The sequence below is a fragment of the Duganella sp. genome, assembly GCF_039595735.1.
GTDB lineage: Bacteria > Pseudomonadota > Gammaproteobacteria > Burkholderiales > Burkholderiaceae_D > Rugamonas.
Map to the genome: position 1 here is coordinate 17,632 of NZ_JBCNLB010000030.1, position 13,633 is coordinate 31,264.

The following is a 13,633-nucleotide window of genomic DNA, read 5'->3' on the forward strand; positions in this document are numbered from 1 at the left end:
AGTCTCCCTTGTATGATTTTTCTGATGCAGTTTTGCAACCGCTCGAAATTCATCTTATGGAGATCGCAACAACCGATCCAATCAATTTTAATTGCTGTTCGATATTGTTTTAAGTATCGGCACGCCGCCAGCGCCCAGCAACCAACGCCGCCGGCCTGCACCTCGCGGTGTCAGGCCTGCGGCGTATTTGCAACGTTAATCGATTACTTTATTTCGGGCTGACGTCAGTCGCTTTCACTGCCACGTGCTCGGTGACGTTCCTGGCGGCGATGGTGGTGGTCAGGAACGCGGTTGATTTCACCAGCAGGTCGCGCGCCACTTCTTCCAGCGGCGAGCCGCTGATGCTGGCGTGGTTGCCGCCCAGCGCGGTGCCGCCGCCCCAGCCCAATGCGGAGACGCCGAAGCCGGTTTTCTCATTGTTCGCCTGGAAGGTCTTGGAGGCGATGATCTTGGCGCGCTTGACGTCCACTACGCGGATGTCCATGTTCATGTGAACCTTGGATTTTTTGTAGTCGACCGAGCCGGCCAGCAGACCCAATGGGCCTTTCAGGAAGCTCAGGCCGCCCAGGCCGGTCGAGCTTTGCTCAAAGCCCAGCGAGGTGATGGAGCCGGTGATCATGTAATCGGCCGCCTCGGCTTCCACTTTCTTGCCGACCAGTGCCAGTTCCTTGTTGATCTCGTCCAGTTCGGCGCGCTCCTGTACGTCGAAGCAGCCGGTCTGGGTCAGTGCGGTGGCCAGCATTTCGGTCATGCCGGTGCCGACGCCGGTGTAGGTCGGCTGAGCGACATTGCCCTGACGCTCCCACCAGCGGTACTGGCGCGGATCCTGCTGACCGGAGCCGGACGAGCAATCGGCCGACTTGCATTTGAATTCGGTGAACACGACCTTGGCGGCCGGCGCGGCGCATTTCGGCACGTCGATGGCACGCTCAGACACCTCGCTCGGTTCGGCCATACCGATCACCGGGACCAGCAACAGCGCTGCCAGAGTGTGATTGAGTACGTGTGGTTTCATGCGGCGCTCCATTGGTTGGCAGTTAAAATTGCCAATTATGCACCACAATGTGATTGTTAATTCTATCCAAATCTCACGCTACATCCGTGGCATACGCGGCAGCGCCGCGCGGGCGTTGGCACTGGTGGCTGCGGCCACCTGTTCCGCCGTCAAGCCACGCAGTTCGGCCAGCACGGCGCCGATGCGGGGGATCTGGTCCGGGCTGTTGCGGCCGGGATGAACCCACGATGGCGAAATATCCGGGGCATCGGTTTCCAGCACGATGGCCTCCAGCGGCAGTTCGGCGGCCAGCCGGCGGATCTGCAAGGCGCGCGTAAATGTCATCGCTCCGCCAAAACCAAGTTTGAAACCGAGATCGATATAGCCCTTGGCCTGCTGCCCGCTGCCATTGAAGGCGTGGGCGATGCCGCCGTTGGGCCGGATCTGGCGCACGTGCTTGAGCACCACGTCCTGCGACCGGCGAACGTGCATCAGCACCGGCAGCGCGAAGTCGCGGGCGATTTTTAACTGCTCGCGGAAGAAGAATTCCTGCTTCTCGCGCATGGCCGGCTCGGTCAGCATGGGAATGAAGAAGTCGAGGCCGATCTCCCCCAGCGCCACGAAACGGGGATCGCTGATGGCGGCCGCCACCTGCTCGCGCAGCAAGCGCAGATGGTCTTCCTCGGCCTGCGGCACGTAGATCGGGTGGATGCCCAGCGCGTAGCAGGCGTTATCCACGCTGGCCGCCAGCTGGGCGACGATGGAGAAGTTGGCCGTCTCCACCGCTGGAATCACGATCATCCCTACCCCTTGCGCGCGCGCCAGCGCCGCCTGCGCCACGGATTCGTTGCCGAATTCGTGGGCGTCCAGGTGGCAATGGGTGTCGATCCACATGGCTTACGCCTCGTCCGGCTGCAATCCCTGGTCGGTCATGCGCAGCACGCGGTCGCAACGGCGCGCCAGTTCGATGTCGTGGGTGACGATGACAAAGGCCGTGCCCAGCGTGCGCGACAGTTCCAGCATCAGGTCGAAGATTTGCTGCGCGGTGGCGTGGTCGAGGTTACCGGTCGGTTCGTCGGCCAGCACGCAGGCCGGCTGGGTGACCAGCGCCCGCGCCAGCGCCACGCGTTGACGCTCGCCGCCGGACAACTCGCCCGGCACGTGCGAAATGCGCTTGCCAAGGTTGACGCGCTTGAGGATCTCCTGTGCCTTGGCCACTGCATCGGCGCGTTTCTCGCGGCGTATCAGCAGCGGCATGGCGACGTTGTCGAGCGCGCTGAATTCCGGCAGCAGGTGGTGGAACTGGTAGACAAAGCCCAGCGACTGGTTGCGCAAATCGCCGCGCGCGGCTTCGCTCAGGCTGGCGAAATCCTTGCCCTGCAAGCTGACGCTGCCGCTGGTCGGCGTATCGAGCCCGCCCAGCAGATGCAGCAGGGTCGACTTGCCGGAGCCGGACGCGCCAACAATCGCCACGCGCTCGCCGCGCCGTACATCGATATCGATCCCGGCCAGTACTTTGACCGAGTATGCGCCCTGGGTGAAGGTTTTGCCGAGGTTGCGGCAGGAGAGGACCACTGGTTCACTCATAGCGCAGCGCCTCCGCAGGTTTCACGCGGGCGGCCCACCAGCTCGGATACAGCGTGGCGACAAAGGCCAGGATCACGGCCACGCCGCCAATCTTGAAGACGTCCGGCCAGCGCAGGTCCGAAGGCACGGTGCTGATGTAGTAAATATCCTTGGACAAGAACTGCACTCCCAATAAATGTTCGATAAACGGCACGATGACGTCGATGTTGAGCGCCACCAGCACGCCCAGGCCAACGCCGATGGCGGTGCCGAGGATACCCACCAGCGCGCCCTGGATCATGAAGATTTTCATGATGGAGCGCGGCGCGGCCCCCAGCGTGCGCAGGATGGCGATGTCGGCCTGCTTGTCGGTCACGGTCATCACCAGCGTCGACACCAGGTTGAAGGCTGCCACGGCGATGATCAGGGTCAGGATGATGAACATCATGCGCTTTTCGGTCTGCACGGCGGCGAACCAGTTGGCGTTCAGCTTGGACCAGTCGCGCACGAACAGGTCGCCCGACATGGCATTCTTCAAGTCCAGCGCCACCTGCGGCGCGCGGTGCATGTCCTGCAGGCGCAGGCGCAGTCCGGCCGGGGCGTCGATGCGCAGCAGTTTTTCGGCGTCGGTCAGGTGGACGAAGGCCAGCGCCGAGTCGAACTCGTTGTGCCCTGCTTCAAAGATGCCGACCACGGTGAACGAGCGCAGGCGCGGCAGCACGCCGGCCGGCGTCGGCTGGCCTTGCGCCAGCGCCAGCGTCACCTTCTCGCCCAGGTTGACGCGCAGCGCGCGCGCCAGCTCGATGCCCAGCACGATGTTGTAGGCGCCCGGCTGCAGCGCGTTGAAGCTGCCGCGTTTGGTCTGCCTGGCCACATCTGAAACTTTGGGTTCTTCCTCCGGCAGCACGCCGCGGATGACGGCTGGACGCAGCACGTCGTCGCGCACCAGCATGCCCTGGGTTTCCGCGAACGGCGCGGTGCCGATCACTTCCGGATTCTTGCGCGCTTCGGCGGCTTCCTGCTGCCAGTTCGGCATGGTGCCGCGGGCGTCAAAGATTTCGACGTGGGCCAACACCGACAGCATGCGGTCGGTCACTTCTTTCTGGAAGCCGTTCATCACCGACAGCACGACGATCAGCGCCGCCACGCCCAGGCCGATGCCGGCCATGGAAATCAGCGAGATAAAGGAGATAAAGCTGTTCCGTCCGCTGCGCTTGCCGGCCCGCGTGTAGCGCAGGCCAACCAGCCATTCGAACGGCAAATTCTTGAAAATACTCATGGGCTCCCGGGGGATCAAACTCGACAAGCCCGCAGTGTGCCATAAAAAAGCCGCGCCGGGCAGCTTGCCTGCCGGGCGCGGTGCGCTGCTTAACCGCCGATTAAGCGGCGAATTTCTCACTCTGACGCGATTTGCGGCGGCCGGCAAAGCCAACCAGCGCCAGCCCGGCCGCCATCATGGCCCAGGCATCGGCTTCCGGCACCGCCGATACGCTCAACAGCGCTTGCGAGTTATCGACCGCGCTGCCGTCGGCACGGCCGGTGAACAGGGTGAATTTGTAGCTGTTGTTCAGACCGGTACCGTCGGCGTGGGTCAGCATGTTTTGCGCCACGCTCAGGTCCATCGGCACGAAATCGCCGTTCACCACGCCAAAGGCGGCGGCATCGCCGGTGAAGGCTTGCAGGCCGGTGCCCAGGTTGCCGTCGTCGGCCACCAGGTCCCACAGCGCCAGCTGGAAGGCCAGGCGGTTCAAGGTGTCGGTCTCGGCATGACCGGTGGTCAGGCCGGCGTACTGCTGCTCGAACAGCGACTGGATGCGGCCGGCGCGGTTTTGCAAGCCGTTGTCAGCGAACAGGCTGGACAGGCTGGCATTGCCGTGCGCGGTGTAGCTGGTGCCGACCAGTTGCGCCACCGTCGGCTGGACGCAGAACGCCAGGATGGCGTCGGCCAGCAAGGTGCCTGCCAGTTCATATACTTCCACGCCCTGCTGGCCCGGACCGGCCGGGTTCAGCATGCTGCCACCGTCAAATACCACGCCCAGCGCGGTCGGGCTATAGGTGATTTCCGCGTGGCTGGCGGTCGAGAAGATCAGGGTGGCGGCAACAGCGGCGGCTTTCAGTGCGGTTTTGAGTTTCATGATGTGTTTTCTCTTCTTTAAATGGGTTGATATCAGAGGATGACTGGCGTCTGGCCCACCAGCTCGGCCAGGGTCGGCGTGATGATGCCGGCCGCGGCGGCGTCGGCGGCATCGACGTTGAAGTAGACGTCGGTCATGCTGGCCGCCTGGCCATTGGCTAGGGTCACGCTGCTGCGTTCCAGGTGCAGGTTGTTGTTTTCGTCGATGAACGGCAGCTCGGTGTAGGCCACGTTCAGGCTGACCACGCCAGCCTGGCTGAGGCTGAGCAACTCGCCGGCATCGGTCTTGCCGTTGCTGTTGGCGTCCTGCCAGATGCTCAGGTGGCTGAACAGCGCGTCGTTGGCGTTGACCACGCCGTCGCCGTTGCTGTCGTAGCTGGCCAGCTTGGCAAAGCCGGAACCCTTGCTGACGCCGCCAAACAGTTCGCTGATGTCGTCGATCTGGCCGTTGCCGTTGCTGTCGATGGCCAGGAAGCCGTCGCCCTTGGACAGCCAGCCGGACTGGATGGCCTTGCCGGTGCCCAGCAGGTCGAAGCGGCCGGTCATGTCGTCGCGGGCGATGGTGTGGATGCCGTCACCATTCAGGTCAATCGCGATCGGCGTGATGGTGGCGTCCCACGTCATGTCGTTCTTGCCCGAGGTCAGCGTGATGGTGTCGGTCTTGGTGACGTTGACCAGCGACTTGGCATCGCCGTTGACGTCGGAGTCGATGGCATCGTTGGTGCCGGTGTTCTTGACGCCCCACTTCCAGTTGCTCATGTTGTAGGTCACCTTGTCCGAGGCGAAGTACACCTTGACATCGGTCTTGTCGAACTGGAGATAGTAGGTGCCTGGGTTCAGGTCAACGAACTTGTAGTTACCGTTGGCGTCGGTCTTGATGGTGCTGCCCACCTGCTTGCCGGTCACCGAGTCGAACAGCGCCACGCTGATGCCGCCGATGCCCTCTTCGCCGGTATCCTGCACGCCGTTGTGGTTGGCGTCGCGCCACACCTTGTCGCCGATGCTGGCCTTGCGGTAAATGCCGGCGTCTTCGGTGGTGATGTTCTGGCCCAGGCCCAGCGTGATGCTGCCGGTCTTGCCGCTGTTGCCCGAAATGGTGGTGATGTCGGAATCCGTGGCATCGCTGCCCTGGCCGGACTTGGTGAAGTACCAGCCGCTGTTGTTCACCACTTCGACCTTGTAATTGCCGGCCAACAGGTCGTCAAACAGGTACTTGCCGCCGTCGTGGGTGACGGTGGTGCCCTTCAGCGCGCCGGTGACAGCGTCGTACAGCTTGACGGTAACGCCGTCCACGCCTTTCTCGCCGCTGTCCTGGATGCCGTTGTAGTTGCTGTCTTCCCAGACCTTGTCGCCGATGCTGCCGGTCTTGACCAGGCCGGCGTCGCGCGTCTTGTCGACCTGGCCGGAGGTGACCGTGAACTGCGCGGTCAGGCCGTTGACGTCGGCGTCCGAGTCAGCGCTGTCGCTGCTGCCGGCATCCTGTTTGGTGAACTGGTAGCCATCCAGCGCGGTGAACTTGACCGAGTATTTGCCTGGCGCCAGGTTCTCGAACGCATATTGGCCGTTGGCGTCGGTGACGTCGCTGGCGATCGCCACGCCCTTCTCGTTCAGCAGCGTGACCTTGACGCCGCTGGCGGCGCCTTCACCGCTCTGCTGGATGCCGTCCGCGTTCAGGTCGAACCAGACTTTGTCGCCGATCGCGGCTTTCTGGTACAAGCCGGCGTCCATATTGGTGACATTCTGGCCGGCGGTGACGGTGACCTGGCCGAGGCTGCCGCTGCTGTCAGCATCGCTGTCGGCGGCGTCATTGGCGCCAACATCCCTGGTGGTGGTGTACCAGCCGCTTGGCGCCTTGACGTTGACGGCATAGGTGCCCGCCTCTACCGAGAACTTGTAGTTGCCGTTGACATCAGTGGTGGTGGTCTTGACGACCTTGCCCGTGCTGTCCTTCAGTTCCACGGTGACGCCGGACTTACCGGTTTCGCCGTCGTCCTGCAAGCCGTTGCCGTTCTTGTCGACCCACACGCGGTCGCCAATGGTGGCGGCGGCCAGCACGCCGGCGTCCACGCTCTTGTCGATCTGGCCGGACGCCAGGGTAAAGCTGTGCGACAGGCCGGCGGTGTTCACGTCGGAATCCACGGCGTCGTTGCTGCCCTGGTTGGCGGTGGTGAAGGCCATGCCTTCCGGCAGAGAGGTCTTGTCGAATTGCACGCTGTACGTGCCCGGCTTCAGGTTGTTGAAGCTGTAGTTGCCGTTGGCGTCAGTGGTGGCGGTGGCGCCGACCTGCTTGCCGTCGGCGTCCAGCAGCATGACTTTCACGCCTGCCAGGCCGGCTTCGCCGCTGTCCTGCACGCCGTTCTTGTTGGCGTCCACCCACACGCGGTCGCCAACCGAGGCGAATTTGTACAGGCCGGCGTCGATGCTGGTGTTGTTGTCGCCCGAATTCAGAACCACGGTGTCGCTCTGACCGTTGACGCCAAAGTCGCTGTCCTTGGCATCGTCGGCGCCGGCGTCCTTGGCGCTGAAGTTGTAGCCGGATGGCGCGGTGACCGACACGGTGTAGCTGCCCGGATCAGCGGTAAAGCTGTACTTGCCGTCCGCTGCGGTGGTGGTGGTCTGCACCACCTGGCCGGCAGCGTTTTTCAACTGCACCGTCACGCCCGCGATGCCGGCTTCGCCGCTGTCCTGCACGCCATTGCCGTTCTTGTCTTCCCACACGGTGTCGCCCAGCTTGGCCTGTACCACCACGATGCCGGCGTCCAGGTCGTTGTTGACGGCGCCCGAAGCCAGGGTGACTTGCGCGGTCTTGCCAGTGTTGGCGTCGGCGTCCGAATCCTTGGCATCATTGCTACCTTGGCCGGCATTGGTGAACACATAATTGGCCGGCAGCGAGCTCTTGTCGAATTGCACGCTGTAAGTGCCTGGCTTCAGGTTGGTGAAGCTGTAGTTGCCGTTGGCATCGGTGGTGGCGCTGTCGCCGGTGGCGTTGCCGCTGGCGTCCAGCAGCAATACTTTGACGCCGGCCACGCCGGTTTCGCTACTATCCTGCACGCCGTTGCGATTGGCGTCCAGCCATACGCGGTCGCCCAGGGTGGCGCCCTTGTAGAAGCCGGCGTCCACATTGTTGTTGGTCTGGCCCGGGCTCAGGGTGATCAGGCCGCTCTGGCCATTGGCGTCGATATCGCTGTCCACGCCGTCGGTGCCGCCGTGCTGGGTGGTGGCGCTCATGCCGTCAGGCGCGGTAACAGAGATTGAATACTTGCCTGGATCGACGGTGAAGCTGTACTTGCCGTCGGCACCGGTGGTGGTGGTCTTGACGATGTTGCCGTTCTCATCCTTCAGATCCACCTTGACGCCGACGATGCCGGCCTCGCCGGCATCCTGCACGCCGTTGCCATTGCCGTCTTCCCACACGCGGTCGCCGACAGTGGCTTGCTGGATCACCAGGCCGGCGCGCAGGGTCAGGTCGTCGCCGGAAGCCAGCGTGACTTGCGAGGTCTTGCCAGTGCCGGTGTCGGCGTCCGAACCGGCGCCGCCCGGGCCGCCCTGGGCCGCGGTGGTGAAGTCATAGCCGGCCGGCAGGCTGCTCTTGTCGAATTGCACGCTGTAGCTGCCGGGCGCCAGGTTGGTGAACTGGTAGTGGCCGTTGGCATCGGTGACGGCAACCGCGCCGTCCACCGGATTGCCGCTGGCGTCCAGCAGGATGACCTTGACGCCGGCGGCGCCGGTTTCGCCGTTGTTCAGGCGGCCGTCACGGTCGGCATCAAACCATACGACCTGGCTCAGCGCGGCTGGGCGGTACATGCCGGCGTCGACGTTCGGGTTGTTTTCGCCGGCGGCCAGCGTCACCGTCGCTTCGCCGGCGGCGTTGACATCGCTATCGAGCGCGCCATTGCCGCCCTTGCCTGCGCCGGTGAAGCTGTAGCCGGCAGGCGGCGCCACCGACACGGTGTAAGTGCCCGGATCGACGGTAAAGCTGTACTGTCCGCCGTCGTGGGTGACCACGGTGCCGACCACGTTGCCGTTGCTGTCCTTGAGCGACACGGTAGCGCCATCCACGCCCTGCTCGCCGCTGTCCTGCACGCCGTTGCCGTTCTTGTCTTCCCACACGCGGTCGCCCACGGTGGCTTGCTGGATGACGATGCCGGCGTCCAGGGTCTGGTTGCTGCCGCCCGAGACCAGCGTTACCTGGCCGGTCTTGCCGGTGTTGACGTCGGCATCCGAATCCTTGGCCGCGTCACCGCCCTGGGCGGCGTTGGTGAAGTAATAGTTGGCCGGCAGCGTGGCCTTGTCGAACTGCACGCTATACGTGCCTGGTTTCAGGTTGCTGAACTGGTAATGGCCATTGGCATCGGTGGTGACGCTAGCATCAGCCACAGCGTTGCCATTGGCGTCCAGCAGCGTCACTTTCACGCCGGCCACGCCGGCTTCGCCGCCATCCTGCACGCCGTTGCGGTTGGTGTCATACCAGACGGTGTCGCCCAGCGACACTGGACGGTACAGACCGGCGTCGATGGTGTTATTGGTGTCGCCCGGGGTCAGTGCGATGGCGCCGGAGTTGCCGCTGGCGTCGATGTCGCTGTCGGCAGCGCTGTTGCCGCCCTGGCCCTGCGGCGCGGCGGCATAGCCGGCCGGCGCCTGCACGTGCACGGTGTAGGTGCCGGCGTTGACGTCAAAGTGGTAGGCGCCGCTGGCGTCGCTGGTGGTGGTGGCGACCACATGGCCGTCGGCGTCTTTCAGCTCCACGGTCACGCCGGCCAGGCCGGTTTCGCCGGCGTCCTGCACGCCGTTGCCGTTGCTGTCTTCCCAGACGAAATCGCCCAGGTGCGCCTGCGGCACTTTGAAAGTCAGGTAGTTCGGGGTGGCGCTGGTGTCGGCGGCGTTGCAGCCGACCAGGCCGCCCGCGTCGCGCACCTTGAAGCCGACGTCAAACGTGCCCGAGGTGGACTGGCTGGGCTCGAAGGCCAGCTTGCCAGCGGCAATGTCGGCCGCCGAAATTTCCGCGCCCACGGCCACGGCTGCGCCGTTCAGGGTCAGCTTGCCGGCGGTCGGCAGCGAGGTGATGATCACGGACTGGAAGGCGTCGTGCTCCACGGCGTCGACGAAACCGAAGTCATTCTGGGCCAGCACCACCGAGGTGCCGCTGCTCAGGTCGAAGCTCTTGTTGGCGCCGGTCGGGGCGTCGTTTACCGGGTCCACCACCACTTGCAGGCTCAGCGAGATGGTGTTGGAACTGCCGCCGCCCGATTCCAGCACAAATTCAAAGGTGGCGAACTGGCCGTTGTAGTGCTGTGCCCAGGCGCCTGGATTGACGTAAATGGTGTCGGCATCGACTTTGCCGAACAGCGGCGTGTCCTTGGTTGCGATCACGCCGTTCGGCTGCACGATCGACATCGCGCTGATCTTGAGAGTAGTGGTGCTGGCGTTGTGACCTGCAGCGGCAAGGATGTCGCGAATGTCAAAAGTACCGTAAGTGTCTTCGCAAATGTGAATGCTGGTAGCGATGTTAATAGCGCTCATGGAGGCCTTCAAAAGTCGTTTTGTGGAGTTTTAAATCGGGCCGGCACGGCTGCTACGGGATTGGGTAGGCAGCGGCAGGTACAACGAGTGGCGTCACGGGGATTCGAGTGATGCTGTTGGAACATTTTTGTTGTCGGTATTATAGCGAAGATTTACAGAAATTAATTAAAAATTTTTCCACCAACGTGGTTTTTTGGTAATTTTTGTTTGCTGAAAGAATTCTCTCGTCGGACGACGCTATGTTTTACAATCTCGGCATGACCGAAATCACCCTCGCAATCCCGTTTGCCCTGCCGCCACCAGAGCTGGGCCAAGACCTGATCCGCGCTTTAAAAACGCCCGCCCTGGCCGCCATGCTGGCGCGCCACAGCCTGCTGCGACACCACATTTTCGACAATGACAGCCGCGTCCTGCCGCATGAAGCCTGGCTAGCCCATGCGCTCGGCCTGGCCAGCGCGCCGGACCAGCCGGACACCGGTGCGCCACTCGCCACCGCCGTCATGCGCGGCTGCGACTTGCAGGCCGCAGCCGCCGAGGGTCACTGGTTCCTGTTGCAACCGGCCCATGTGCAGATCTCGCGTACGCACATGCTGCTCTCGGACTTGCGCGGATTGCAACTGAACCAAGCGGATTCGCGCGGCCTGTACGAACTGGCGCGTCCGTTTTGCGAGGAAATCGGCAAGCCGCTGCTGCATGGCGCCCCCGGCCTGTGGTTCCTGCGCGCCGACGACTGGGCGGGCCTGAACACGGCGTCGCCGGACGCCACCAGCACCCAGAGCATGAGCGACTGGCTGCCGGAAGGCCCGCACGCGCGCGATTTCCGCAAGCTGCAGAATGAAATCCAGATGCTGTGGCACGAACACCCCATCAACGAGGCACGTCAGGCGCGCGGCCTGCAGCCGATCAATTCCTGCTGGTTGTGGGGCGGCGCCGGCCCGTCCGCCCCGACCGGCCAGGTAGCCATCAGCGGCGGTACCGCGTGGCTGGATACCCTCTCGTCGACACAGCCCTCCGTGGAACAGTTGATCGCCCAACCCGGCCCCGCGCTGCTGGGCGACCTGATCTCGCCGGCCCAGGTGGGCGACTGGGCTGACTGGCTGGCGCGCATGCAGCGCATCGAACAAGAATGGCTGGCGCCCTTGCTGGCGGCGCTGAAAGCCGGCCGCGTATCGCGTCTGACCCTGATCCTCAGTCACCGCAACGGCTGGACCACGGTCAGCAGCACCGCCATGGCACAGCGCAAATTCTGGCGCGCGCCGACCCTGAATCCCCTGCTGAAGCAATCATGACCCGCATCGCCACCCGTCCCTTCCCGTTCCGCGAATCTGAAATGCTGCGCCAGAACGGCGTCCACCCTGTGCTGGCGCGCCTGTACGCCGCGCGCGGCCTGACCGATCCGAAAGAGCTGTCGAGCGAACTGGCGGCCATGATTCCGCCATCGGGCCTGCTGCACATCGACGCCGCCGCCGTGTTCCTGGCCGACTCCATCGCCGCCGACAAGCGCATGGTGATCGTGGCCGACTACGACTGCGACGGCGCCACCGCCTGCGCCGTGGCCCTGCGCGGCCTGCGTGCGATGGGCGCGAATATCGACTTCATCGTGCCGAACCGCTTCGAGTACGGTTACGGCCTGACGCCGGAAATCGTCGCGCTGACCGCGCGCGAAAAACAGCCGGACATCATCATCACCGTGGACAACGGCATTGCCAGCATTGACGGCGTGGCCGAAGCCAACCGCCGCGGCATCGAAGTGGTAGTCACCGACCACCACCTGCCCTCCGATACCCTGCCGGCCGCGCGCGTGATCGTCAACCCGAACCAGCCGGAGTGCGGCTTCCCGAGCAAGCACATTGCCGGCGTCGGGGTGATGTTCTACGTGCTGCTGGCCCTGCGCGCCGAGCTGCGCAAGCGCGGCGCATATGAAACGCAGCCGCAGCCCAAGCTGGACAACCTGCTGGACCTGGTGGCGCTGGGCACCGTGGCCGACGTGGTCAAGCTGGACGCCAACAACCGCATCCTGGTGGCCCAGGGCCTGAAGCGCATGCGCGCCGGCCGCATGCATGCCGGCGTGGCGGCGCTGTTCCGCGTCGCCGGCCGCGAGCCGCGCAATGCCAATCCCTTCGACCTGGGCTTCGCGCTCGGCCCGCGTCTGAACGCGGCCGGCCGTCTGGAAGACATGTCGCTGGGGATCGAATGTCTGATTACCGATGACGAAGGCCGCGCCTGGCAACTGGCGCAGCAGCTCAACGACATCAACCTGAAACGGCGCGAGATCGAAGCCGACATGCAGGACACGGCCATGCTGCACCTGGATGCCTTCGAGCCGGCCGAACGCAGCACCATCTGCGTGTTCGACGACTCCTGGCACCAAGGTGTGATCGGCATCGTCGCCTCGCGGTTGAAAGAAAAGTTCTACCGTCCGACCATCACCTTCGCGCCGGGCGCGGAGGGCTGGATCAAGGGTTCCGGGCGCTCGATTCCCGGCTTCCACTTGCGCGACGCGCTGGACCTGGTCTACAAAAAAGCGCCATCGCTGATCGACAAATTCGGCGGCCACGCCATGGCGGCCGGCCTGACGCTGCGCGCCGAAGCCTTCGATGCCTTTGCCGAAGCGTTTGAGGAAGTCGGCCGTTCATGGCTCAGCAAGCAACAGCTAGAACGCGTGATCGAAACCGACGGCCCGCTGGAAGACGCCTACTACACCACCGCGTTCATTGAGCTGATGGACGGCCAGGTGTGGGGTCAGGGTTTTGCGCCGCCGGTGTTCTGCGACGAATTCCGCGTGGTCAGCCAGCGCATTTTGAAAGAGCGCCACCTCAAGCTGCTGCTGGAAAAAAACGGCGCCCGCTACGACGCCATCTGGTTCGGCCATATCGACGCACTGGGCGACCGCGCACGCGTGGCCTTCCGCCTCGACGCCAACGAATACAACGGCGTTACCAAGGTGCAGCTGCTGGTGGAACACGCCGAGCCGGCATAAAAATTGACGATGTCATTGCCGAGATTGACGCTGATCCGTAAGTATACTTCCGGGGCTGACAAGACGCCACCTCGGTGTTTGCCGACCCAACCGAATTCGGCCAGCACTCTTCGTACTAGTCGCAATGACTTCACGCGAAAGCGGAAATCCATACCTCGCATGCACGCTGCTGAACTGGCCTGAGGACCAGCATTCAGGGTCAGCTCTGTCATTTGGACATTAAGTGCATATCTTTGATCTTTATCAACACGTAAAAATACCAGAATTGGCGTATTGAGATATATCAAACAATTGGGTCGGATGTCCAAATGCCAGAGCTCGTATATTGAACATGCCGCGTCACCCTTGGATAATCAAGGTGCAGAAGTGGTCAGGCAGGGAGATGCCGATCAGAGTCTGGGCCATTGAGCCCGTGGGTCAGATAGGTGCCCCTGCCTGT

General features: G+C 63.5%; 8 protein-coding genes. 2 read left to right on the forward strand and 6 right to left on the reverse strand.

The features are described from left to right. Positions 1 to 208: 208 nt before the first annotated feature. From ABDW57_RS26950 to ABDW57_RS26975, 6 genes are all read right to left on the reverse strand, one after another. A complete protein-coding gene (locus ABDW57_RS26950) occupies positions 209 to 1,015 on the reverse strand; it encodes a CsgG/HfaB family protein (RefSeq protein ID WP_343733219.1) in 807 nt (268 codons plus the stop codon). Positions 1,016 to 1,093: 78 nt separating this feature from the next. Continuing rightward, positions 1,094 to 1,888, reverse strand: a complete 795-nt coding sequence (locus ABDW57_RS26955) for a TatD family hydrolase (protein ID WP_343733220.1) — start codon at positions 1,886 to 1,888, stop codon at positions 1,094 to 1,096. A 3-nt stretch (positions 1,889 to 1,891) separates the two neighbouring features. Continuing rightward, positions 1,892 to 2,581: a lipoprotein-releasing ABC transporter ATP-binding protein LolD gene (gene lolD / locus ABDW57_RS26960; protein WP_343733221.1), complete on the reverse strand. Its 690-nt coding sequence runs from the start codon at positions 2,579 to 2,581 to the stop codon at positions 1,892 to 1,894. Then, positions 2,574 to 3,839: a lipoprotein-releasing ABC transporter permease subunit gene (locus ABDW57_RS26965; RefSeq protein WP_343733222.1), complete on the reverse strand. Its 1,266-nt coding sequence runs from the start codon at positions 3,837 to 3,839 to the stop codon at positions 2,574 to 2,576. Before ABDW57_RS26965 ends, lolD begins: the two co-directional genes overlap by 8 nt. 100 nt (positions 3,840 to 3,939) lie before the next feature. After that, positions 3,940 to 4,695: a PEP-CTERM sorting domain-containing protein gene (locus tag ABDW57_RS26970; RefSeq protein WP_343733223.1), complete on the reverse strand. Its 756-nt coding sequence runs from the start codon at positions 4,693 to 4,695 to the stop codon at positions 3,940 to 3,942. 32 nt (positions 4,696 to 4,727) lie between these two features. Further along, complete coding sequence (locus tag ABDW57_RS26975) at positions 4,728 to 10,214, reverse strand: SdrD B-like domain-containing protein (RefSeq protein WP_343733224.1); 5,487 nt, start codon at positions 10,212 to 10,214, stop codon at positions 4,728 to 4,730. 239 nt (positions 10,215 to 10,453) lie between these two features. Here ABDW57_RS26975 and ABDW57_RS26980 point away from each other — a divergent pair, with 239 nt between their 5' ends. Continuing rightward, a complete protein-coding gene (locus ABDW57_RS26980; RefSeq protein ID WP_343733225.1) occupies positions 10,454 to 11,503 on the forward strand; it encodes a hypothetical protein in 1,050 nt (349 codons plus the stop codon). Continuing rightward, positions 11,500 to 13,194, forward strand: coding sequence for a single-stranded-DNA-specific exonuclease RecJ (recJ, locus tag ABDW57_RS26985; RefSeq protein ID WP_343733226.1), 1,695 nt, complete (start codon positions 11,500 to 11,502; stop codon positions 13,192 to 13,194). Before ABDW57_RS26980 ends, recJ begins: the two co-directional genes overlap by 4 nt. Positions 13,195 to 13,633 lie beyond the last annotated feature (439 nt).

Coding starts and splice junctions, on each gene's coding strand:
- ABDW57_RS26950 (WP_343733219.1), bottom strand. CDS start 1,015: ATGAAACCACACGTACTCAATCACACTCTGGCAGCGCTGTTGCTGGTC.
- ABDW57_RS26955 (WP_343733220.1), bottom strand. CDS start 1,888: ATGTGGATCGACACCCATTGCCACCTGGACGCCCACGAATTCGGCAAC.
- lolD (WP_343733221.1), bottom strand. CDS start 2,581: ATGAGTGAACCAGTGGTCCTCTCCTGCCGCAACCTCGGCAAAACCTTC.
- ABDW57_RS26965 (WP_343733222.1), bottom strand. CDS start 3,839: ATGAGTATTTTCAAGAATTTGCCGTTCGAATGGCTGGTTGGCCTGCGC.
- ABDW57_RS26970 (WP_343733223.1), bottom strand. CDS start 4,695: ATGAAACTCAAAACCGCACTGAAAGCCGCCGCTGTTGCCGCCACCCTG.
- ABDW57_RS26975 (WP_343733224.1), bottom strand. CDS start 10,214: ATGAGCGCTATTAACATCGCTACCAGCATTCACATTTGCGAAGACACT.
- ABDW57_RS26980 (WP_343733225.1), top strand. CDS start 10,454: ATGTTTTACAATCTCGGCATGACCGAAATCACCCTCGCAATCCCGTTT.
- recJ (WP_343733226.1), top strand. CDS start 11,500: ATGACCCGCATCGCCACCCGTCCCTTCCCGTTCCGCGAATCTGAAATG.